Here is a 22,410-nt window from a genome sequence, read left to right as displayed (position 1 = left end):
AGATATTCAGAATGCTCTCAAAATACAAGAAGGTGCGAACAGAGAAGGATGGCCAATGGGAGGATATCACAAAGCTCAAATACATAGAGGAACTAACCACGTTCCTTGATGTATAGGGTCTGAAAAACGGGTTTCTTTAATCAATTTAGTGAGAACATCTGGTAATTCAAGTTTCGCATGTTGAAACCATTTATGTTTCACCAATTTACTCCGATTAGCGTCCTACTGGACGCGGTTCACTGTCATCTGCCCCCCACCGCCACTACGTTCGGCGGTGGGGGTTATTCAGGTATTGTCCTACTGGACAACAAATTAGCAACATTCACTTTGGCATCCAGAAGTTGAGTTTTGTAATTATTGCTGTCCGGTTAAAGTTGCGAGAGTTGTACTATCTTCTTCAAACACTGTTAGTTACGACACTTTGGTATAACCCGGGCTTGGTATAGAATAAAAAAAGAAAATGATTTTTTTTGTTTATATGGCTCACGCCAAGAACCGTGCTCAAGGGAGTGAGCAGCGGTAAGTGGGCAAAGCCCGTGCCGCGACCAGCGAACCTCCCTTAAAATGGAGGACACTGTCCTCAAAATGATAATACACTATCTGTGAGGTAATTTCATTTTGCTTGCAGAGCAAGCTATTTTCTAAGCGAAGCATAAAAATCATAATAAAAATATTTTCTTTTTTTACCGGACAACAAAGTATTGTAATCTTTTTTTACTTTATTAAAAAAGAACCGCGGCCGGAATGGCTGCGGTTCTTTTATGTAGAATAATTAAATTCTATTGGGATCAGTTGCCCTGAAGTTTGAACTGAACGGGGAGAGTGTACCATACGGCCACTGCCTGACCATTCTGACGTCCGGGGACGAACTTGGGAAGAGTCTTGCAGACGCGAACTGCCTCACGGTCGAGGTCCTTATCTACAGAACGAACTACCTTAACTTCACCAACTTCACCAGTCTTAGTTACAACGAATTGAACTACCACCTTACCCTGGATGTTGTTCTCCTGAGCCATAGTGGGATACTGGATGTGGCTGCTGAGGTATTTCATCAGCGCTGCAGGTCCACCGGGGAAGGTAGGCATCTGCTCTACTGACTTGAATACTTCTTCCTTCTTAGTCTCAACAACTTCAGTCTTCTTCTCAACAACTACCTCGGTCTTGAGTTCGCGGGTAACGTTACGGTCGTCAGTACCTTTGTCGTTATCCTTCTGACCGAAGGCTGTCTCAGTCTGCTTGAGTTCATCCTGTGACTTGATTTCGTCCTCGCTCTTAACCTTCTCGTCTTCGACGATGCGGAGCTCGGTAACCTTAACGGTATTCAAAACCTCCTCGGGGAGAACCTCAGGCTGCTTAATTTCAACCTTGTTTTCTTCGGGTTCGGGTTCATCGGCTTCGGTCATGTCGATGAGTACCTCTTCCTGTTCTGCATTGTCGGCAATGCTGCGCTCAGCCATAATCTGCTGAACCTTCATGAAACCGAATACTGAAGCTACTACGAGAGCTGCACCAATGAGAGTATAGAGGACAGCCTTGTTGTGACGCTTAACAGAAGTGGTTCTCAGCTCGTAAGCACCGAATTCTTTATTCTTACCCTCAAATACGAGGTCACACCATTCTTTTGATGAAAGATCTACGTCTCTTGCCATAATCTTAATTCATTTGTAAGTTAATAAATACTTTCACCACACATTACTTTTTCTGTCCCTGAACGAGGATCATCATAGCCGAGTCAACAGCGCCAATGCGGTCGATCTGATAACGGCTAATGTTGTTGATCTGCATCTCGTCAAGTACGCTCACTACGTGTGCATAACTTGCGTTGGGAGTTGCCTTGATGATAATTACAGGACGCTTCAAAGTAGAGTCGTTGCGAATCTCTTTAGCCTTAGCTTGGTAAATAGAGTCGTTAACCTCTTCCTTGTTGCTAAACTTCATGTCCTTCCAGTCTTTCTTGAGAAGTTCAATCTTAGCAACAACGTCTTTGTTACGTTCACGTAAGATCTCACGAATCGCAGGAAGCGCGCCGCCGGTCTTGTTGCCGAACTCAACTTGCTTCATGGGATTGTTAGTAAGGATTTCTTCGCCTGTGGGAGGCATACCGTCGTAGTAGAACAGCATACCCTCATCGGGTTTAGATAGTCCGTTTTCATCAAGCTTACCGTCAATGATGATGGTAACAGCCTCACTTTGCTTAACTTTGTTCTGCTCCTCTGTATCAACCTTCTCGTTAGAGGGAAGGGCGATTTGGAGAGTCTGACTCTTAATCATAGTAGTACAAAGCATGAAGAAAGTGATAAGAAGCATGTTCATATCCACCATAGGAGTGAAGTCGATACGGGTATCGAATTTTTTCTGATGACTTTTAGTTTTTGCCATATCTTATTCCTCCTCAGTTTTTAATGCGGTCATCAAAGTAAACTTATTCATCTTGATAGTCTGGAGGTTGTCCATAACTACATTAACGACGCTATAAGGAGTAGTTTGATCGGCCTTAATTGCAATACCTTTACCTCTCACCATTGTTTCTTGCAACTCGGGGTTAAGCGAGTTGTAAGCTGCACGAATCCACATTTGGAACTCGTTGGGATTGTTTGGATCTTCATTCATGTTGATTGGGATACCGCCTTGTTCGAGCGCTTTGTCACGATTTTCGATATCCATATCCAGCCATTTAGCCAGTTGGTTCATTGGTACACCGAAAGTACCCACCTTAGAGAATTCCTCCACCTGCTTAGCAGTGAACTTAACAGGGTTGTTGGGGTGCTTTTCGTTGTAAGCCGAAGCCATGTTCTTCAGCACGTCGGCACGTACGGTCTCACTCTTGTAAGTAGAGTCCTTACTACCAGTGACAGCCATGTAAACCTTACCTTCGGGGCTGACGAGAACCGAAACGAGGTTCTGGTCAGGCACCTTCTCCTCACTTACTGAGGGAGGAGTGTTAACAGTTACAGGCTCCTTCTGAAGAAATGTAGAAGTCAACATGAAGAAAGTCAACAAAAGAACAGTCACGTCGCTCATCGCGGTCATGTCGATGCGCGTCTCTTTTTTCTTAATTTTGACTTTTCCCATATTTCTTACACCTTAATAAATAGTTACTAAAAAAGTTTTAACTCAGCAAAGGATTAGTGAGTAGCTGAGAAAGTAGTAACGATTGAGAAACCAAGTTCGTCGATAGCATAAGTCATGTTATCGATCTTGTTGGTGTAGAAGTTATATGAGATAAGTGCGAAGGCTGCAGTAGCGATACCGAAAGCGGTATTGATAAGAGCCTCAGAGATACCAGTTGAAAGTTCGGTTGAGTCGGGAGCACCAGAAGCTGAAAGAGCCTGGAACGACTTGATCATACCGATTACGGTACCGAGAAGACCGATAAGAGTACCCAGGGTTGTCAGAGTTGCAACGATGGGGAGGTTCTGCTGGAGAGAAGGCATCTCAAGAGCGGTAGCCTCTTCGAGCTGACCCTGGATGAGAGCGAGCTTCTGTTCCTTAGTAAGAACGGTGTCCTTGTCCATCTCTTTGTACTTCTGGAGAGTTGCGTAAACAACAGCACCAACAGTACCTTTCTGCTTGCGGCAGAGTTCCTCAGCCTTGTTAATGTCCTTAGCAGCGAGAGCAGCCTTAACATTAGCAACGAACTTAGCGATGTTACCTTTACCCTTAGCCTTTGAGAGGGCGATCCAGCGCTCTACAGAAAGAACGATAACTGTAAGGAAGAGAGTTTGCAGGATAGGCACGATGAAACCGCCCTTGTAGATAGTACCTGCGAGGTTCAGAGGAGCGTTAGCGTTGTCGCCATCCTTGAAGTTAGCGCCGTTACCAAGAACGAAGATAAAGAAACATACTGCGATGATAAAGCATACAAGAATCACAATAGATGCGTTCTTTACACCACCAACATTGCTAGAAACAGCCTTGTTGTCCGCTTTCTTAGGTGCGGGAACCGGTTGTGGCTTCTGGATGTTTGTTTGTTCAGCCATAATTTTAATTTGTTTTTAAAAGATTAATAAAAAATGTTATTTAATTAGTTTAGTTCTCTCTGGTGAAAATCTAGCACATCATGCCACATAAGGGGCAGTGCCAGCTTTTAGACTTCTATCCTATTGTGTTACTGCATTTTCACTCATAACTACAGGTCAAGATTATCAGTCAAAGGTTGGTTGTTCCTAGAAATTCAACGCAAATTTATCAAATTTATTTCAATAATGCAACGTATGTGGTATTTTTTCTTGATTTTTTTGTCATCTTCGCCAGCCATCTTCGCCAGCGAAAAACAAAAAAATGGGCTCCCACAGAGTAACAGAGGACACTGAGAATATCTTCTTTTATCCTCTTGGGGTTACGTTCGCTTCGCTCACTTCACCCCGCGCATTGTTGGCAAAGGTACGCCTCGACATAATTAATAGAACCCACCTTAAAAAAATCAGCGAGATCAGTGTAATCTGCGCGGGGTGGCACATTGGTGGTTAATTACACTTATTGTTCATAATTTATGCTAGATTTTAGCGTAATATTTTCTATAATATTTATATTATAATCCGAGATTTTTTTAGTAACTTTGCAACAATAAAGTGCCGTGTCGGTGACTCGGCAAGTTAGGTTATTGATAAACTGATATTTACCTAAACTAGAATGATGACTACAATAAAGTTGAAGAAAGGTTTTAACCTTAAATTAAAGGGGGGGCTCGACGGCAGTGCCGAGTCACTGCAAGCAACCAGCGTGAAGGTTGTTGCTGTTGTCCCCGACGACTTTCAGGGCATCACTCCCCGTCTTGACAAGAAAGAGGGCGACCGCGTGAAAGCAGGTGAGCCCATCTATCACGACAAGGAGCACGACAGCATCAAGGTGGTGTCGCCTGTGGCAGGAGTGGTCAAGGAAGTCAAACGTGGCGAACGCCGCAAGATTGAATCAATCGTTATTGAGTGTGACGGTAGTCAGGAAACAGTAAAGCATGACATCAAGTCTCCGGTGAAGGACACTCTGCTTGCAAGCGGATTGTGGCCGCTGATGCGTCAGCGTCCCTACGACGTGGTGCCCTCTCCCGAGGTGCGTCCGCGTGACATCTTTGTCACCGCGTTTGACTCGGCTCCGCTAGCAATGTCGCTGATGAGTGTCGCTGCACCCTTGATGAAATATGCCGCACAAGGCGTAAAGGCATTGCAAAGCCTGACCGACGGCAATGTGCACGTGTGCTTCAAGAAAGGCGAAGAGACCGAGGTCGAAGGCGCGCAATGCCACATCGTGGACGGGCCGCACCCGGCAGGCAACGCAGGCGTGCAGATTGCCAACATCGCTCCCGTGAACAAAGGCGAAGTGGTGTGGACCCTCGACATCGTGACCTTGTGCCGCGTGGGCGAGCTATTTGCTACCGGCCAAGTGAGCTTCAACACAAGCGTTGCCCTGGTGGGCGAATGTGTTGAAAAACCCATAGTTATAAACACTGTGATGGGATGCAGCCTCAACGACGTGCTTGAAGGCCGCCTCACGTGCGATGCAAGCGAGTGCCGCATCATCAACGGCAATGTGCTCACCGGTGCGAAAACCCCTGCCGACGGCTGGTTGCGCGCCCCCTACAGACAAGTGACAGTAATCCCTGAAATAAGCAAGAAGGATGAGTTCATGGGATGGGCGTCGGTCAACCCCAACCGTTACAGCATACACCGCATGTTCACTACCTGGCTGGCAGGAAAGCGCAACAAGGAATGCCGCATGGACGCACGCGTCAAGGGCGGCGAACGCGCGATCGTGTGCCTGGGCGAATATGACAAGATGCTACCGATGGACATCTATGCCGAGTTCCTCATCAAGGCCATCATCGCATTTGACATCGAGAAAATGGAGAACCTGGGCATCTACGAAGTCGCACCAGAGGACTTCGCGCTTGCCGAGTATGCCGACACTTCTAAACTGGAACTGCAACGCATAGTGCGTGAGGGTCTGGACAAGATGCTCGCCGAGATGTCATAAGTTTAACAAACAACGTATCACACTATTAAAACCATATAGACGTGAAACTATTAAGAAAACAAATGGACCAACTCAAGCCGCACTTCAAGCCTGGAGGCAAGCTAGCAAAGCTGGAGTCGGTTTATGACGGAATGGAATCATTCCTGTTTACGCCCAACGACACGAGTAAGTCGGGCACACACATACACGACGGCAACGATCTGAAACGCACCATGATAATCGTGGTGGTTGCGTTGCTTCCCTGCTTGCTGTATGCAATGTACAACATAGGCCTTCAGCACTATCTTGCCATAGGGCAAGGAGATGCCGGAGTGTTAACAATGTTTTTATTCGGACTGCTTGCATTGCTGCCGGTGATAGTGGTGAGTTATGGAGTGGGCCTTGGCATCGAGTTTGTCTCTGCCCAGATTCACCATAAGGAGATCCAAGAAGGATTCCTGGTGACCGGCATGCTCATTCCCTTGATAGTCCCCATCAACACCCCGCTGTGGATGACTGCGATTGCCACCGCATTTGCAGTAATCTTTGCCAAGGAAGTGTTCGGCGGCACAGGCATGAATATATTTAATGTGGCACTCATCACCCGCGCTGTGCTGTTCTTCAGTTACCCGTCGAAGATGAGCGGTGACGCAGCCTTTGTCAAAACCGACTCGGTGTTTGGCATGGGCGACGGCAAGCTCATTGACGGATTCACCGGCGCCACACCTCTGGGCCAGGTGGCAACCAACGTGGGCGACACCCTCTCCCTGACAGGTGTGGATAGCACCCCCATCGGCTTGTGCGACGCCTTCATTGGCAACATTGCGGGGTCTCCCGGCGAGACCTCAATGGTGTGCATCCTCATCGGAGCGCTGATACTGCTTGTGACTGGCGTGGCATCGTGGCGCGTGATGCTCTCGGCATTTGCCGGCGGCCTTGCCATGGGAGCACTTGCCCATGCATTCCCCAGCGCCACCTACCCTGCTTCGCTCATCGACCCGGTGGCACAACTGTGCTACGGCGGATTTGCGTTTGCAGCAGTATTCATGGCAACCGACCCCGTGACAGGAGCACGCACCAATGCAGGTCAATACATCTATGGTTTCCTGATAGGCGTGATAGCAATACTGATACGCGTGTATAACAGCGGTTACCCCGAGGGTGCAATGCTCGCAGTGCTGCTGATGAACGCGTTTGCGCCGCTCATCGACCACTGCGTGGTATCGTTTAACATCAAGCGCCGACTGGGTCGCACTAAAACCAAATAACGAAAGGAGGACATGACTATGAATAAAAACAGCAACATTTATCAAATCGTGTACTCATCAATCCTGGTGGTGCTTGTGGGAGCTGTGCTCGCCGTGATCTACATGACACTCAAGCCCATGCAGGACGAGAACATCGCCAACGACAAGCGCAAGCAAATCTTGAGCGCACTGCACGTCACCTGCGACAACGACGCCGACGTGAAAGAAAAATATGAGAAATACATCGTTGCCGATATCCTTGCTGACGAAACCGACGAGGCAGGCCACCCCAAGGCACAAGAGCGCGGAGCAGCCTTCGATGTGGATATGGCAGCCAACATGAAACTCGAAGCCGACAAGCGCAAGCTGCCCATGTTTGAAGCCAAGATGGACGACGGAACCACAAAATATGTGATACCCGTGTATGGCGCCGGCCTGTGGGGTCCCATCTGGGGCTATGTGGCACTCAACGATGATGGCAACACCGTCTATGGCACCAATTTCTCGCACCAAAGCGAGACTCCGGGCCTGGGCGCACGCATCACCGAGCAAGAGTTCCAGGACAAGTTCAATGGCAAGCAACTCATCAAGGAAGGCGCATTCAAGAGCGTAGAGGTAGTAAAGAAAGGACAGAAACCCAGCAACGGCGGCGACTATGTAGATGCTATCACAGGCGCCACCATCACCAGCCGCGGCGTGAGCGACATGCTGGCAAAGTGTCTTGAACCCTACAAGAAGTTTCTGGGAGGCATTTCCGAGGAAAAGACAACAGAGAGTACTAACAAAGACGTAAAAGAAGAGTAATAGAAGAATATGATATCTAAAAAGAACAAATCAGCGTTATTCAACCCGCTGTCGCAGGAAAACCCTGTATTGGTACAGATATTAGGTATCTGCTCGGCACTTGCCGTTACAGCCAACCTGGGCCCAGCCCTGGTGATGGGTCTGTCGGTAATCGTGGTGCTTGCTTTCAGCAATGTGATCATCTCATTGATGCGCAAGACCATCCCCACCACCATACGCATCATCGTGCAACTGGTAGTTGTGGCAGCACTTGTGATCATCGTGCAGCAGTTCCTCATAGCTTTCAGTTATGATGTGAGCAAGCAGCTCTCTGTGTTTGTGGGCCTCATCATCACCAACTGCATCCTGATGGGCCGCCTCGAGGCATTTGCCTTGAACAACCGTCCCTGGCCATCGTTCCTCGACGGCGTGGGCAACGGCCTGGGCTACACCATCGTGCTCGCCATTGTGGCATTCTTCCGCGAACTTCTCGGATCAGGCACATTGCTTGGATTCCAGGTAGTTCCCCAATGGTGCTATGAACATGGATATGAGAACAACGGCCTCATGATCCTTCCCCCCATGGCATTGATCACACTGGCTTGCATCATCTGGGTTCACCGTTCACGCAATGCCGAATTACAAGAAAAGTAAAACCGCTAACTAGAATAGAACAATGGAAGAACTTAATTTGTTTATCAAGTCGATATTCATCGACAACATGATATTTGCCTACTTCCTGGGCATGTGCTCTTATCTGGCAGTGTCCAAGAATGTGAAGACAGCGTTTGGCCTAGGCGTAGCGGTTACCTTCATGCTTATCGTAACCCTGCCGCTCAACTACTTGCTCAACACCTACGTGCTTCAACCAGGAGCGCTGGCATGGCTGGGCGAGGGCTACAAGGATGTAGATTTGAGTTTCTTGGGTCTGATTATGTTTATCGCAGTGATAGCCAGTGCCACCCAACTCGTGGAGATGGCTGTTGAGAAATTCTCACCGTCGCTCTATGCCTCGCTGGGAATCTTCCTTCCGCTCATCGCTGTGAACTGCGCCATCCTGGGCGGTGCCTTGTTCATGCAGCAGCGTGACTTTGGCTCGGCACTCACAGCCACAGTCTATGGCGCTGGTTCGGGCATAGGCTGGCTGCTCGCCATCGTGGGACTGGCAGCCATACGCGAAAAGATTGCTTACAGCAACGTGCCCAAGCCCTTGCGCGGTGTGGGCATCACATTCATCATTACTGGTCTCATGGGCATAGCATTCATGAGTTTCCTGGGCATTAAATTGTGATTACAACTATGATACTGATTGATACTACAGGACTCACAGTCATGTCAAGTGCTGTGATATTTCTAGCGCTCACGATGTTCTTGGTGATACTGCTGCTCGTGGCACGTCACTTCCTCGTGGCTAGCGGAAAAGTGAAAATCAACATCAATGACGGAACAAAAGAGCTAGAAGTAAACACTGGTTCGTCGCTCCTCACCGCATTGCAAAGCGAGGGCGTGATGCTGTCAAGCGCATGTGGCGGCAAGGGCAGTTGCGGCCAGTGCCGATGCAAGGTGACCGAGGGTGGCGGCGAGATACTGCCCACCGAGACAGTGCACTTCAGCCGCAAAGAGCAACAAGAACACTGGCGACTGGGATGCCAAGTCAAAGTGAAAGACAACATGTCATTAGAGTTGCCCGCATCAGTGCTCAGCGTGAAAGAATATGAGTGCACGGTGGTGAGCAACAACCTCGTTTCATCGTTCATCAAAGAGTTTATCGTGGCCCTGCCTCCTGGCGAGCACATGGACTTCATCCCCGGCTCCTATGCACAGATACGCATCCCCGAGTATGAGATGGACTATGACAAGGACATCGACAAAGAGTCGCTGGGCGAGTACCTGCCCACATGGGAACAATACAACATGTTCTCGCTCAAGTGCAAGAATACCGAGCCCACAATACGTGCCTACTCAATGGCCAACTATCCTGCCGAGGGCGACCGATTCATGCTCACAGTGCGCATCGCTACCCCACCCTTCAAACCGAAACCCGAGGTGGGATTCCAGGATGTGATGCCCGGCATAGCATCTAGCTATATCTTCACATTGAAACCAGGCGACAAGGTGATAATGAGTGGCCCCTACGGCGACTTCCATCCCATCTTCGACTCAAAGAAAGAGATGATATGGGTGGGCGGCGGCGCCGGTATGGCCCCCTTGCGTGCACAAATCATGCACATGACACGCACCCTGAATACACGCGACCGCGAGATGCATTACTTCTACGGCGCTCGCTCGTTGAGCGAAGTGTTCTACCTAGAAGACTTCCTGGCGATAGAGAAGGAGTTCCCCAACTTCCACTTCCACTTGGCGCTGGACCGTCCCGACCCCGTTGCCGACGCGGCAGGAGTGAAATATACCGCAGGATTTGTGGCTCCCGTGATGCGAGACACCTATCTCGCGCAGCACGAAGCGCCTGAAGATTGCGAGTACTACATGTGCGGTCCCGCAATGATGAGCAAAACTGTCAACGAACTGCTTGACTCACTGGGCGTGGATCCGTCATCAATACACTACGATAACTTCGGTTAACCAAACAAATGGGGAGAGCGTCAAAGTTTTCCCCATTTTAATATTAAACTCAACATGAAACGCCTGATATTTTCACTAATCTCTATAAGCATCATTGCGCTGAACGCTATGAGTGCTGTGATAACGGTGCCGGTTGTGACCCAACTGACCGCAGAAGAAAAAGACAAGCTACCCGACAAGACTATCGAAACAACATTCAAAACGCTGCGGTTCAAGACATCGTCCTCTACTGCGCTTGCTATGGGAATGGAACAAATAATGCAAGTGACATGCGACAACGCTTTCCAGTGCCGCACGTTCACGCTCGACCTGCGCCAATGCAATGACAGCGTGATGATGACTGTCAAGGATATAGACCCTACCGAACTAGGCGAAAAGCACGATAACTACCTGGGGACGCTAGTCAAAGAAGGCAGGCATTTCATCGTGACCTGCGATGCCGCCAACAATAACCTGGTTAAATCGGCAGTGGAACCAGCGCGCGACAAGGTGAAATATGTCAAGGAATATGAGTTTGTGGAGGAAGTGCAATCAGTACCAGCCACACTAGTCGAGGGAACAATTCACCGCATGGAAACCACAATAAAGACCTGTATAGTGGAAGGCGAAAAATTGTAAAAATCAGGTCTGTTTATCGTCTGTTGTTGAAACCATTTTGAATTTCGCACAGTGCGACCCCTTCGAGGTCGGTTGCAATATGCCCTTTTCCGACGGCCTGCGGCCATCGGTTACGATGCAATGTGACGACTCCGTCGTCAATTACCAACCAGAAAATCCGCTGACCATGAGTTTCACCATTTTACTCCTATTAGCGTCCTGCTGAATGCGGTGTTTATGGCATTTCATCCCCCCACCGACACGTTCGGCCATCGGTTACCGACTCCGTCGTCAATGATTTAATCTAATTTCAAGTTTCGGAAGTTGTAATTTACTGTCTTGCATATGAATAAAGTATTAATCGCGCCGATAGGTGCGTGGTCGCACGAAGTGCAACTATCAATAACCGGGGGTGAAGTGAGCGAAGCGAGCATAACCTCCGGTTAAAGAAATCCAAGGGAAAGCGTGCTAAAAGTACGCGACTTACCTACGCCAGGCGATATTTGACAACATCCGAAACTTAAATCTAATAAATATAAATAGGTGGGTCCTGCCAATTCCGTAAAAAGCAGAACCCACCTACACGCCAAAAATTTATTAGAACAATTAAGAATATCTTGCTTCTCATGGGCATAATTTATACTATCTTTCACTCGTATAGGAGCCCCAATATAGCATAAATTCTGACACAATGATAATCTAAAATCTTTTCATTACCTGATGAACTTTCCGGGTTTATCTAAACAGGTCATTTCACCCAGTCATTCATGATTTCAGGTTCCAGGACTTTAGATAGTTTCCTCCAGTCTTTAGACCTGAGATATTCCTGGATTACGTGAGCGTGCTCCAAGTTGTGCATGTCGGTTCCCAGCATATCAACCATCTCATGCTTGACAAGCCACATCGCATTCTCACGCGCCACCGTACCGAAATAGCCGGCAAGCGACAGCAAGTTGACCTGGAACTTGACGCCAGCCCTATGAAGTTTTTCGTAACGCTGCCTGCGACGGGAATAATAGCCATAACGCTCGGGGTGAGCCAAGATGGGCTTATACCCTTTCACCATGAGGTCAAACATCAGCTCGTCGAGCAGCAATAACTCTTGCTGGAAAGAGTTCTCCATGAGCAGGAATTTGCCTGGCATGGGAAGGATGGTACCGGCCTCCCATTGCTTTTCCCAATACTCATCGATGCGATACTCGGCCGAAGCATGCAGTTCGATGTCCATACCCGCTTCTTTTACTGCATCGCACAGTATATTATAAGCATTGGTCAAAGTCTCTGGTGTGTTTTCAAAAGTCTCGGAAGTGACATGCGAAGTGCATATCACGCGGTTGATGCCCATCTCCATCTCTGCTTCCAGCATCTGCAACGATTGCTCGACCGATTGAGACCCATGATCGACACCTGGCAGGATGTGACAATGCACATCGGTGTGGTAGAACAACTCTACCGGTTTTTTATTTTTTCTTAAGAAATTGAACATAAATTACGCGTTTTCTAAAATAATAACGATGAAAATTGCAAAATATTTTTTGAGATTAAAAAATTATTTGTACCTTTGCACGCCATTACAAATTTTGGGCGTTTACCACCGCCTGACATTTAGTTAATAATTATAAACAAAACATTGCAATGAAGAAAGATATCCATCCTACCAACTATCGCGAGGTTGCGTTCAAGGACATGTCAAACGAAGAGGTGTTCATCACCCGTTCAACAGTAGCGTCAAAAGAGACTATCGAGATTGACGGCGTTACTTATCCCCTGGTAAAGCTTGAGATCACTAGCTCATCTCACCCCTTCTTTACCGGTAAGCAGAAACTTGTGGACACCGCAGGTCGCGTGGACAAGTTCCTCAGCCGTTATGGCAAGAGCCTGAAAAAATAATCACGATAGAAAGTAGATTATTTTATCGAATACAAGCAGTAGCACCCCGGTGTTGCTGCTTGATTTTTTATGCCTAGACAGCAGCAACAACACAATAATATGTTAAAAAGCATTTTTAATGCGTTTTATTTGCTGATTTATAGCGAAAGATTTGTGAAATTGTAGTAATTTTGCAATTTAGAAGGAAAGTAATTCCAACTACAACAAAATATCGGGTATGACAGACAGAAAAAAAATCAAAACCGCACTGGTTTCAGTGTTCCACAAGGATGGGCTAAATGAGATTTTGCATGAACTTAACGCATGTGGTGTTAAATTCTTATCGACAGGAGGCACGCAAGATTTCATTCAAAGCCAAGGATATGAGTGTGAGGCAGTTGAAGACCTCACTGGTTATCCGTCGATACTTGGCGGACGCGTGAAGACTTTGCACCCCAAAGTGTTTGGCGGCATATTGAGTCGTCGCGACAACGAGACCGACCAGCAACAAACTAGCCAGTTTGAAATACCCGACATCGACCTTGTGATCGTAGATCTCTACCCCTTTGAGGAGACAGTGGCAAGCGGAGCAAGCGAGGCCGACATCATTGAGAAAATAGACATTGGCGGTATTTCTCTCATCAGAGCCGCTGCCAAGAACTTTAACGACGTGGCAATCGTTGCCTCAAAGTCGCAATATGAGCCCCTGCTCAACATGCTTCGCGCCAACGGCAATGCCGAAACGACACTCGCCGACCGACGCTGGCTTGCAAAGGAAGCCTTTGCGGTGTCGAGCAACTACGACAGCCACATCTTTAACCACTTTGACAACGATGAGCATAGCGCTATGCGACTCACGGCCAACGAGCGCAAGCAACTGCGTTATGGCGAGAACCCTCACCAGGAAGGATTCTACTTTGGTGACTTCGACGCTATGTTCACACAACTTCATGGCAAGGAAATCTCTTACAACAACCTGCTAGATATTGACGCAGCAGTGAGCCTGATAAAGGATTTCGACGAACCCACCTTCGTGATCATGAAGCATAACAACGCATGCGGACTCGCTTCACGCCCCACCCTGGTTGACGCATTCAACTGTGCGCTGGCAGGCGACCCAGTGAGTGCATTCGGTGGAGTGCACGTCACTAACCGCGAGGTCGATGAGGCGACTGCACAGGAAATGAACAAGGTGTTCATCGAGGTGTGCATTGCTCCCAGCTACACCAAGGAAGCACTTGAAACACTCAAGCAGAAGAAGAACCGCATCATACTGGAGATGAAAGACTTTGCCCTGCCCTGCCTGCAGGCACGCACCACTCTCAACGGAATGCTCGTGCAAGCACGCGACACACACGTTGAGACTCCCGACGAGTTGAAACAAGTGACTAACTGCGCAGCAACACCCCAGCAGATTGAGGACATGCTGTTTGCCAACAAGATAGTGAAGCACAGCAAGAGCAACGCCATCGTGCTGGCAAAGGGCAAAATGCTGCTTGCCAGCGGAGTGGGACAGACTTCGCGAGTTGACGCATTGCGACAGGCAATAGACAAGGCCCGCAGCTTCAACCAGGACCTGAATGGAGCAGTAATGGCATCGGATGCATTCTTCCCCTTCGGCGACTGCGTGGAGATAGCACACCAAGCCGGCATCACCGCAGTGATACAGCCTGGCGGATCAGTGCGCGACAACGAGAGCATAGACTACTGCAACAAAAATGATGTGGCAATGGTCATGACTGGAATCAGACACTTTAAACATTGATAAAAAATTAACAACGAATATAAATATAAAACAGAATAAAGAATTATGGGACTTTTCTCGCAGGATATAGCGATTGACTTAGGAACAGCCAACACTATCATTATCCACAACAACAAGATAGTCATCGACGAGCCCTCAGTGGTAGCGCTTGACACAAAGACCAACAAACTCGTGGCCGTGGGCGAAAAGGCACGCGAAATGCGTGGCAAGGTGCACGAAGGAATCCGCACAGTGCGCCCCTTGCGTGACGGTGTGATCGGCGACTTTGCAGCTGCCGAGCTGATGATGCGCGGCCTCATCAAGAAACTGAGCGCCAAGAACCGCTGGTTCTCTAACAGTTTCAAGATGGTGGTGTGTATCCCCTCTGGTTCTACCGAGGTTGAGATACGTGCCGTGCGCGACTCTAGCGAGCACGCAGGCGGACGCGAGGTTTACATGATCTACGAGCCTATGGCAGCCGCGCTGGGTATAGGTCTTGACGTCCTTGCACCCGAGGGCAACATGATTGTCGATATAGGCGGCGGTACAACCGAGATCGCAGTCATCTCACTGGGCGGTATCGTGAGCAACAAGAGCATTCGCATCGCAGGCGATGACTTGACCGAGGATATCATTGAGCACATGCGCCGCGTGCACAACGTGAAAGTGGGCGAACGCACTGCCGAACTCATCAAGATCAACGTGGGCAGCGCCCTCACCGAGCTGGCCAATCCCCCCGAGGAGTATATCGTGCACGGTCCTAACCAGATGACAGCTCTCCCGATGGAAGTGCCTGTGACCTATCAGGAAATCAGCCACTGCCTTGAGAAATCAATATCAAAGATTGAGGCTGCTGTGCTCAGCGCCCTCGAGCAAACACCTCCGGAGCTCTACGCCGACATCGTGAAGAACGGTGTGTATCTCTCGGGCGGCGGCGCCCTGCTGCGCGGACTTGACAAACGCTTGACCGACAAGATAGGCATTCAGTTCCATGTGGCCGATGATCCCCTGCATGCTGTGGCTAAGGGAACAGGCATCGCACTGAAGAATATCAAGCACTTCAAGTTCTTGAAGCGATAAAACATTAAGCACAAACGACTTACACAACGCAGTTGTCGTTGCTAGCCATAAAATCTAGCACGATAACTGCTGTGTGATATAAAGGTGACACATCAAGAGGTCCGTTAAATGAAACATCTACTAGAATTCATAACCAAGCACTATCCGTGGTTCATTTTTATCGTCTATGTGATAATGAGCCTGATGATGCTCGTGAACAACAACCCCTACCAGCAGAGCGTCTATCTCACATCGGCCAACTCTGTGAGCGCGACCGTGTATGAGGGCATCAGCTCTGTGACTAACTACGTGCACCTGAAAGACATCAACGAGGACTTGCAAGAACGCAATGCCTTGCTCGAGATGGAAGTCGTGAAACTGCGTGACGAGATCAACGAATATAAACTGCTGCTGCCCGACACTGCAATACAGCCCCGACTGAACCAGTACAAGTTTATCGTGTCGCATGTGATAAGCAACAGCATCTCGCAGCCCAACAACTACATCACCATCAACCGCGGCGAACTCGACGGAGTGAAACCGGAGATGGGCGTGGTGGATCAAAACGGTATTGTGGGCATGGTAGAGGTTACCGGCCCCCACTCGGCGCGTATCATTTCGCTGCTCAACCCCAACATGGTGCTGTCGTGCAAACTCAAAAACAGCGAGTACCACGGCAACCTCGTGTGGGATGGCGTGAGCCCCGAGTATGCAATGCTCGAGCAGTTGCCCAAGCAGGTGAAATTTGCACAAGGCGACACCATCATCACCACGGGTTACTCTGCAGTATTCCCCGAGGGCGTGATTGTGGGCACCGTGGCAAGCAAAGCAAGTTCGGCTAAAAACAGCTTCATCTCACTCAAGGTGAAACTGACTACCAACTTCAGCCAGTTGAGCACTGTGCGTGTGATTTCAAACAACATGCGTGACGAACTCAAAGAGCTTGAAGAGAAAAGTTTACAACAACAGGAAGGCAAGAAGAAATAAATGAACAAATCAATCATTCAATTCGCAATACTATTTGTCGTGCTCACCCTGCTGCAAGTGGTGTGCAACAAGGTGATATTGTTTGATGTTGCCACACCCATCATCTTCATTTACCTGCTTTTCAGGTTTCCTGTCAACATGCACAAGGCACTGCTGTTCAGCCTGGCATTTGCAATGGGCCTGATAATAGATATCTTTGGCAACACTTCCGGCATGCACGCAATGGCATGCACGCTGACTGCTGCATTGCGCCTGCCGGTAATCAACCTCTACATCACCCGCGAGGACGAGATGAACTCGCCATTGCCTTCGATCGACTCGATGGGATTTACATGCTACTTCAAGTATGTATCAACAATGGCGCTTATCTACTGCACAATACTTTTTTTCATCCAAGCGTTCACGCTCAATGACTTACTACTCACAGTAGAACGCATAGGAGCCAGTAGCGTGCTTTCCATACTGTTGCTTTTAGGTATAGATAGTTTAGTAAGTACACGTCGTGAGAAAAAACTATAATCTAGAGAAACGCAAATATGTCATAGGCGGTTTCATCACCGTGCTCGTGATCATATACATTTTCCAGTTGTACGTGTTGCAACTGGGCAACGAGCAGTATAAGGAAAATGCCGACAACAATGCGTTTATCGAAAAAATCACCTACCCGTCGCGCGGCCTCATCTACGACCGCAAGGGCAGGCTCATCGTCTATAATGAACCGGCTTATGACCTCGTGATGATACCCCGTGACGTGCACAACCTCGACACGCTGGAGTTTTGCAACACGCTGCGCATCACACGAGAGGATTTCGAGAAGCGCATGGAAGACATGCGCAAGAACCCCAATTATAGCGCTTACATACAGCAGACCTTCATGAGCCAACTCACCCCCGAGGACTACGGACGCATCCAGGAAAAACTGTACCGTTTCCCGGGATTCTTCATCGCCCAGCGCATTTTGAGGCAATATAACTATCACGCCGCCGCCAATGTGCTGGGATGCTTGCGTGAGGTCAAAGAAGAAGAAATAAAGAAAGACAACTACTACCGTGCCGGCGACTATACCGGCGACATGGGCATTGAAAAGAGTTACGAGAAATACCTGCGTGGCGTGAAAGGCAAGGAAGTGCTCATCAGAGACGCCCTGGGCAAGATACAAGGTCACTACAACAATGGCGCCAACGACGTGGAGCCGGTAGCGGGCAATGACCTGAACCTGACCATCGACATCGAGCTACAGCAGTTCGGCGAAGAACTGATGCGAGGCAAGATAGGCGCAATCGTGTGCATCGAGCCCAAGACCGGCGAGATACTGGCGCTCGTGACTAGTCCCAGCTATGACCCCGCATTGCTTGCCGGCCGCGACCGCGGCAAGAACTACACAGCCCTGTGGACCGACAACTTCAAGCCCCTCTTCGACCGATCGATACAAGGTGCCTATCCTCCCGGATCGACATTCAAGCTGTCACAAGGCCTCATCTTCGAGCAGGAACAAGTCATCAACCTGAGCACTGCCTATCCCTGCCACCGCGGATTCATCAGCGGCGGCCTCAGAGTGGGCTGCCACGGCCATGGGTCTCCCATCACGTTGAAACCTGCCATCCAGACGTCATGCAATGGCTACTTCTGCTGGGGACTCAAGCACATGCTCGACAACCGCAAGAAATATGGCAGCACGTCAAAGGCTTTTGAGGTGTGGAAAAACTACATGGTGGATTTCGGATATGGCTACAAACTCAACATCGACATACCCGGGGAAAACCGTGGTTTCATCCCTAACAGCGCCTACTATGACAAAAATCTGGGCGAGGGCAAATGGGTAGCAAACTCCATCATCAGCGACGCCATAGGCCAGGGCGAAATCCTAGCCACACCGCTACAAATTGCCAACATGAGCGCATGCATTGCCAATCGCGGCTACTACATCACACCTCACGTGGTGCGCAAGATTGCGGGCGTGGGTGTGCTCAAAAAGAACATCGAACGTCACGAGACACGCATCAACAAGGAATACTTCGAGCACGCAGTCGAAGGCATGCGCATGTCAATCACCGGCGGTACCAGCCGCTCGGGTAATGTGCCCGGACTTGACATCTGCGGCAAGACCGGTACTGCACAGAACCCACACGGACGTGACCACTCGGCATTTATGGGATTTGCTCCGATGAACGACCCTAAGATTGCTGTGGCAGTATATGTAGAGAACGGTGGCTTCGGTGCAACATTCGGCGTGCCCATCGGCACACTCATGATTGAGAAATACCTTTCAGGCAAACTCACCCGCGAGGGCCTGGCATCATCGATGAGCAATACTTCAATCTTCAGCACCAAGGCTTACGGTGCAGGACGTCCCGGCGCGAAGCAGAAAGAAAAAGCCAAGCCCGCCGAGGAAAAAACAACTGAAACACCTAATCCAAGTAACGATGGAACTAAGGAATGACAACGAGAATACATCGTTGATCAAGTCGGTTGACTGGTTGACGATAATAATATACCTGGTCATGGTCGTAGCCGGCATAGTCACGATCATGTCGGCGTCACACAACATCGAGACGGGCATTCTCATCGACTGGTCCAACTTCTCTGGCAAGCAGATTATATGGGCAGGCCTGTCGCTAGTCATCGGCTTGGTGCTGCTGTTGCTTGACCGACGCATATATGAAGCCTATGCCTACCCTATTTACGGAGTCATGATCATTGTGCTCATTGTCACAATATTCATTGCCCCCGATATCCAGGGTTCTAGATCATGGATCAAGATAGGTTCTAATAGCATACAGCCTGCCGAGTTTGCCAAGTTTGCCACTGCCCTTGCCCTTGCCAAACTATTTGACACTTATGGATTTGCGCTCAATTCATGGCGCAACTATGCAATAGCGGCAGCAATTATCATCACCCCTATCCTATCGATTATCCTGGAACGCGAGACGGGTTCGGCCCTAGTCTATACCTCGCTCATCTTCGTTCTCTACCGCGAAGGCATGAGTGGATTCGTGCTCTTTGCTGCACTGTGTGCCATCACTTATTTTGTGGTTGTGCTCAAGTTTGCCGCAGTGATATTCATGGGCATTCCGTTAGGCATTTTCATAGCATTTGTCATCATCATGGTGCTCACAGTGGTAATGCTGGCAATCTTTGTGAAATCATTCACGCTCACCCGCAATGTAACACTAGCCTATGCAGCAAGCGCACTCATTGTGGGCACACTGGCATGGTTTGGCATCGAGGTGAACGGCTATCTCTATTTCTTCACCATGATCACCGCAACCATACTCTACTTGCTCTATGGAATGTTTCATGATGACATGCGCAAGATTCTAGTCACCATAGCATTTGTGGGTATCTCGGTGAGCTTTATCTTCATGGTTGACTTTGCGTTTAACAACATCTTGCAACCACACCAGCAAAACCGCATCAAGGTGACGCTAGGCATAGCCGAGGACCCCCGCGGCGTAGGTTACAACGTGAACCAGAGCAAGATAGCCATCGGTTCAGGCGGTATGTGGGGCAAAGGCTACCTCAATGGAACCCAAACCAAACTAAAATATGTGCCAGAGCAGCACACCGACTTCATCTTCTGCACCATAGGCGAAGAGGCAGGGTTTGTGGGCACAACAGCTGTTGTGCTGGCTTTTGTTGCACTTATCTATCGCATCATAGGCATAGCCGAGCGGCAGCACACAGCCTTTGGCCGAGTGTATGCCTACTGCGTGGCATCCTATTTCATATTCCATCTTGCAGTGAACATAGGCATGGTGATAGGACTATGCCCAGTCATAGGCATCCCGTTACCCTTCTTCTCTTATGGAGGTTCATCGTTGTGGGGATTCACGGCACTGCTGTTTATCCTGCTGCGCATCGATGCCGACCGCAAGGCTTATGGTTCATGGTAAACTGATAAAGCAATGAGCGAAACAAAAACAACAAGAAGCAAAAAAATGGCCAAGGATTTCCTGGTCTATTCAATAGGAGTCATCGGTTCAAAGCTGATGACATTCCTGCTTTTACCTTTTTATACCCATTACATAAACGACCCCGCCGAATATGGTTACTATGACTTGTGCCTTACAGCATGTTTTGTGCTTATGCCCATCGTCACACTCCAGCTGCGCGACGGTGCGTTTAGGTTTCTGCTCGAGACGCAAGACACTATCAAGCGCAAAAACATTGTGACGCTGGTTAACAAAACACTGTTACAGACTTCATTGATAACGATACTGATAGCAATAGGCGTTTATTTCATACATCCGTTTAACTATTTGGGCTATACAATCACACTGCTTATTGTCATGTCGTTCTACGACGTATATGCACAAACGGTGAGAGGATTGGGCAACAACCGCAGTTTCATTGCAATGAGTTTGATAGCGTCATTTGCCATTGCAATACTCAGTGTTGTGTTAATCAAATTCCTTTCAATGGGAGTTGAAGGTATTTTCATTGCAAACATACTGGCTCGAATTATAGCGACAGTAGCCGTTGAGATCAAAGAAAAAGCACTAAAAAAATACTTTAATCCAAAGTTGTGCGACTACAAGGAGCTGAGGCGAGAAATCTTGAAATTCTCAATTCCATTGCTACCTGCTTGCATCTGCTGGTGGTTTATTGGATTCAGCAACAGATATTTCATCACAGAGTACATAGGCCTTCATGATAGCGGCATATATGGCGTCGCAAGCCGACTGGCAACAGTGGCACAAACGATTGCTATAATATTCCAGCAGACATGGCAAGAAAATGCTATCCAACAATATAATAGCAAAGACCGAAACCTATTTTTCTCGAAGATTTTCAATGGATACATTTTCTCATTTGCATTAGTAATCTTGCTATATACATTCACGGCCAAGCTCATATTCCCTTATATGCTCAATGACAACTATATTGATTGCATCAAATACCTTTATCCGTTGTGCGTTTCAACCATGTTCTTCGCATTAGCAGGGTATTTTGAAATCATATATCAATGCGAGAAAAACACTCACCGTTTACTCCCCACAGTCATAGCCGCTCCTATTATTAATGTCGTTTTGAACTATTTGTTCATCAAGCCTCTCGGGGTAAATGGCGTGATACTCTCTTATGCGATAACCTATATTATACTTATCGCATGCCGATGGATTGATGTGAGAAAATACATCAGCGTCCAGTTCTACAAAATCTCAACGATACCCTTGCTGCTTATATTAATTGGGGCCATACCGTGTGTGGTCGACACTAATATCTACATAGAGGTAACAATACTAGTAGGATCGGTAGCCAGTCTATTTATTTCAAAGGATTTGCGCGACAATGTGATAGGGAAAGTCAAATCCAAACTGTCAAGGAGATAGACGCTACCGAATAAAACTATGTTTTTCATTAGCGTCTTGCAGACGCCACTATTCAACAATGGTATTTTGGGTAATATCCCCGCGCAGATCTCACTGATAACACTGATTTAATAATAACTGATTCCGCTACAAAAAGTAGCATTCAAGTTAGACATTTCTGCTTCATCGAGAGTCAATCCCGAGTCGGCAGGTTAATTTGGGGTGATGCAAGATTTTCCATTTCGGATGGTCAAAGCATCGTATATGAGCTCTTACGAGC

The 22,410-nt window shown here is 48.3% G+C and carries 20 protein-coding genes; 15 read left to right on the top strand and 5 right to left on the bottom strand.

What is annotated here, in order from left to right:
- Positions 1–788: 788 nt before the first annotated feature.
- Genes ACKI3C_RS12335 through ACKI3C_RS12320 form a run of 4 tightly spaced genes read right to left on the bottom strand, consistent with a single transcriptional unit; the run spans position 789 to position 3,980 of the window.
- Positions 789–1,649 (bottom strand): energy transducer TonB, encoded by an 861-nt coding sequence (locus tag ACKI3C_RS12335; protein ID WP_407405500.1) that lies wholly within the window; start codon positions 1,647–1,649, stop codon positions 789–791.
- Positions 1,650–1,692: 43 nt separating this feature from the next.
- Positions 1,693–2,379 carry an ExbD/TolR family protein gene (locus ACKI3C_RS12330; protein ID WP_407405498.1) on the bottom strand — a complete coding sequence of 229 codons (687 nt, stop codon included), beginning with the start codon at positions 2,377–2,379 and terminating at the stop codon, positions 1,693–1,695.
- Positions 2,380–2,382: 3 nt separating this feature from the next.
- Positions 2,383–3,072, bottom strand: coding sequence for an ExbD/TolR family protein (locus tag ACKI3C_RS12325; RefSeq protein ID WP_407405496.1), 690 nt, complete (start codon positions 3,070–3,072; stop codon positions 2,383–2,385).
- Between the two features lie 53 nt (positions 3,073–3,125).
- Positions 3,126–3,980, bottom strand: a complete 855-nt coding sequence (locus tag ACKI3C_RS12320; protein WP_407405494.1) for a MotA/TolQ/ExbB proton channel family protein — start codon at positions 3,978–3,980, stop codon at positions 3,126–3,128.
- A 652-nt stretch (positions 3,981–4,632) separates the two neighbouring features.
- Between ACKI3C_RS12320 and ACKI3C_RS12315 the strand changes: the two genes are divergently transcribed.
- From ACKI3C_RS12315 to ACKI3C_RS12285, 7 genes are read left to right on the top strand one after another with little or no spacing between them, the layout of a single operon-like run.
- Entirely contained in the window at positions 4,633–5,970 is a 1,338-nt protein-coding gene (locus tag ACKI3C_RS12315; protein ID WP_407405492.1) for a Na(+)-translocating NADH-quinone reductase subunit A, read from the top strand.
- Between the two features lie 41 nt (positions 5,971–6,011).
- Positions 6,012–7,217 (top strand): NADH:ubiquinone reductase (Na(+)-transporting) subunit B, encoded by a 1,206-nt coding sequence (locus ACKI3C_RS12310; RefSeq protein ID WP_407405490.1) that lies wholly within the window; start codon positions 6,012–6,014, stop codon positions 7,215–7,217.
- An 18-nt stretch (positions 7,218–7,235) separates the two neighbouring features.
- On the top strand, positions 7,236–8,000 hold the full coding sequence (gene nqrC, locus ACKI3C_RS12305; RefSeq protein WP_407405488.1) for an NADH:ubiquinone reductase (Na(+)-transporting) subunit C: 765 nt from the start codon (positions 7,236–7,238) through the stop codon (positions 7,998–8,000).
- Between the two features lie 9 nt (positions 8,001–8,009).
- Positions 8,010–8,633 (top strand): NADH:ubiquinone reductase (Na(+)-transporting) subunit D, encoded by a 624-nt coding sequence (locus ACKI3C_RS12300; RefSeq protein WP_407405486.1) that lies wholly within the window; start codon positions 8,010–8,012, stop codon positions 8,631–8,633.
- Between the two features lie 22 nt (positions 8,634–8,655).
- Complete coding sequence (gene nqrE / locus ACKI3C_RS12295) at positions 8,656–9,270, top strand: NADH:ubiquinone reductase (Na(+)-transporting) subunit E (RefSeq protein ID WP_407405484.1); 615 nt, start codon at positions 8,656–8,658, stop codon at positions 9,268–9,270.
- A gap of 8 nt (positions 9,271–9,278) precedes the next feature.
- A complete protein-coding gene (gene nqrF / locus ACKI3C_RS12290) occupies positions 9,279–10,562 on the top strand; it encodes an NADH:ubiquinone reductase (Na(+)-transporting) subunit F (protein ID WP_407405482.1) in 1,284 nt (427 codons plus the stop codon).
- A 54-nt stretch (positions 10,563–10,616) separates the two neighbouring features.
- The gene (locus ACKI3C_RS12285) at positions 10,617–11,180 is read left to right on the top strand and encodes a hypothetical protein (RefSeq protein ID WP_407405480.1); all 564 of its coding nucleotides are present in this window, start codon (positions 10,617–10,619) and stop codon (positions 11,178–11,180) included.
- Between the two features lie 727 nt (positions 11,181–11,907).
- On the opposite strand, the gene ACKI3C_RS12280 is transcribed toward ACKI3C_RS12285, so the two are convergent.
- Entirely contained in the window at positions 11,908–12,645 is a 738-nt protein-coding gene (locus ACKI3C_RS12280) for a tyrosine-protein phosphatase (protein ID WP_407405478.1), read from the bottom strand.
- Between the two features lie 149 nt (positions 12,646–12,794).
- Here ACKI3C_RS12280 and ACKI3C_RS12275 point away from each other — a divergent pair, with 149 nt between their 5' ends.
- The 8 genes from ACKI3C_RS12275 (at position 12,795) to ACKI3C_RS12240 (ending at position 22,151) form a co-directional block, all read left to right on the top strand.
- Complete coding sequence (locus tag ACKI3C_RS12275) at positions 12,795–13,049, top strand: type B 50S ribosomal protein L31 (protein ID WP_407405476.1); 255 nt, start codon at positions 12,795–12,797, stop codon at positions 13,047–13,049.
- A gap of 217 nt (positions 13,050–13,266) precedes the next feature.
- Positions 13,267–14,793 carry a bifunctional phosphoribosylaminoimidazolecarboxamide formyltransferase/IMP cyclohydrolase gene (purH, locus tag ACKI3C_RS12270; protein ID WP_407405474.1) on the top strand — a complete coding sequence of 509 codons (1,527 nt, stop codon included), beginning with the start codon at positions 13,267–13,269 and terminating at the stop codon, positions 14,791–14,793.
- A gap of 45 nt (positions 14,794–14,838) precedes the next feature.
- Complete coding sequence (locus ACKI3C_RS12265) at positions 14,839–15,852, top strand: rod shape-determining protein (RefSeq protein ID WP_407405472.1); 1,014 nt, start codon at positions 14,839–14,841, stop codon at positions 15,850–15,852.
- Positions 15,853–15,960: 108 nt separating this feature from the next.
- The gene (gene mreC, locus ACKI3C_RS12260; protein WP_407405470.1) at positions 15,961–16,818 is read left to right on the top strand and encodes a rod shape-determining protein MreC; all 858 of its coding nucleotides are present in this window, start codon (positions 15,961–15,963) and stop codon (positions 16,816–16,818) included.
- Positions 16,819–17,337, top strand: coding sequence for a rod shape-determining protein MreD (locus ACKI3C_RS12255; protein WP_407405468.1), 519 nt, complete (start codon positions 16,819–16,821; stop codon positions 17,335–17,337). It abuts the gene before it with no gap.
- Positions 17,321–19,258 (top strand): penicillin-binding protein 2, encoded by a 1,938-nt coding sequence (gene mrdA / locus ACKI3C_RS12250; RefSeq protein WP_407405466.1) that lies wholly within the window; start codon positions 17,321–17,323, stop codon positions 19,256–19,258. The genes ACKI3C_RS12255 and mrdA overlap by 17 nt, the downstream gene beginning before the upstream one ends.
- Positions 19,242–20,711, top strand: coding sequence for a rod shape-determining protein RodA (rodA, locus tag ACKI3C_RS12245; protein WP_407405464.1), 1,470 nt, complete (start codon positions 19,242–19,244; stop codon positions 20,709–20,711). The genes mrdA and rodA overlap by 17 nt, the downstream gene beginning before the upstream one ends.
- A gap of 12 nt (positions 20,712–20,723) precedes the next feature.
- A complete protein-coding gene (locus ACKI3C_RS12240; RefSeq protein WP_407405462.1) occupies positions 20,724–22,151 on the top strand; it encodes a lipopolysaccharide biosynthesis protein in 1,428 nt (475 codons plus the stop codon).
- Positions 22,152–22,410 lie beyond the last annotated feature (259 nt).

Origin of the sequence: Sodaliphilus sp. (assembly GCF_045598405.1) — a bacterium.
Classification (GTDB): Bacteria; Bacteroidota; Bacteroidia; order Bacteroidales; family Muribaculaceae; genus Sodaliphilus; species Sodaliphilus limicaballi.
Note: the sequence above shows the minus strand (reverse complement) of the source record. Positions and strands in the feature narration are given on the sequence as shown.

Excerpts from the sequence above, each read along its gene's own strand:
- nqrC (WP_407405488.1), top strand. The coding sequence starts at position 7,236 with ATGAATAAAAACAGCAACATTTATCAAATCGTGTACTCATCAATCCTG.
- mreC (WP_407405470.1), top strand. The coding sequence starts at position 15,961 with ATGAAACATCTACTAGAATTCATAACCAAGCACTATCCGTGGTTCATT.
- ACKI3C_RS12285 (WP_407405480.1), top strand. The coding sequence starts at position 10,617 with ATGAAACGCCTGATATTTTCACTAATCTCTATAAGCATCATTGCGCTG.
- nqrF (WP_407405482.1), top strand. The coding sequence starts at position 9,279 with ATGATACTGATTGATACTACAGGACTCACAGTCATGTCAAGTGCTGTG.
- nqrE (WP_407405484.1), top strand. The coding sequence starts at position 8,656 with ATGGAAGAACTTAATTTGTTTATCAAGTCGATATTCATCGACAACATG.
- ACKI3C_RS12335 (WP_407405500.1), bottom strand. The coding sequence starts at position 1,649 with ATGGCAAGAGACGTAGATCTTTCATCAAAAGAATGGTGTGACCTCGTA.
- ACKI3C_RS12280 (WP_407405478.1), bottom strand. The coding sequence starts at position 12,645 with ATGTTCAATTTCTTAAGAAAAAATAAAAAACCGGTAGAGTTGTTCTAC.
- ACKI3C_RS12315 (WP_407405492.1), top strand. The coding sequence starts at position 4,633 with ATGATGACTACAATAAAGTTGAAGAAAGGTTTTAACCTTAAATTAAAG.
- ACKI3C_RS12275 (WP_407405476.1), top strand. The coding sequence starts at position 12,795 with ATGAAGAAAGATATCCATCCTACCAACTATCGCGAGGTTGCGTTCAAG.
- ACKI3C_RS12300 (WP_407405486.1), top strand. The coding sequence starts at position 8,010 with ATGATATCTAAAAAGAACAAATCAGCGTTATTCAACCCGCTGTCGCAG.
- ACKI3C_RS12330 (WP_407405498.1), bottom strand. The coding sequence starts at position 2,379 with ATGGCAAAAACTAAAAGTCATCAGAAAAAATTCGATACCCGTATCGAC.
- rodA (WP_407405464.1), top strand. The coding sequence starts at position 19,242 with ATGGAACTAAGGAATGACAACGAGAATACATCGTTGATCAAGTCGGTT.
- ACKI3C_RS12240 (WP_407405462.1), top strand. The coding sequence starts at position 20,724 with ATGAGCGAAACAAAAACAACAAGAAGCAAAAAAATGGCCAAGGATTTC.
- purH (WP_407405474.1), top strand. The coding sequence starts at position 13,267 with ATGACAGACAGAAAAAAAATCAAAACCGCACTGGTTTCAGTGTTCCAC.
- ACKI3C_RS12265 (WP_407405472.1), top strand. The coding sequence starts at position 14,839 with ATGGGACTTTTCTCGCAGGATATAGCGATTGACTTAGGAACAGCCAAC.
- ACKI3C_RS12255 (WP_407405468.1), top strand. The coding sequence starts at position 16,819 with ATGAACAAATCAATCATTCAATTCGCAATACTATTTGTCGTGCTCACC.
- ACKI3C_RS12325 (WP_407405496.1), bottom strand. The coding sequence starts at position 3,072 with ATGGGAAAAGTCAAAATTAAGAAAAAAGAGACGCGCATCGACATGACC.
- ACKI3C_RS12320 (WP_407405494.1), bottom strand. The coding sequence starts at position 3,980 with ATGGCTGAACAAACAAACATCCAGAAGCCACAACCGGTTCCCGCACCT.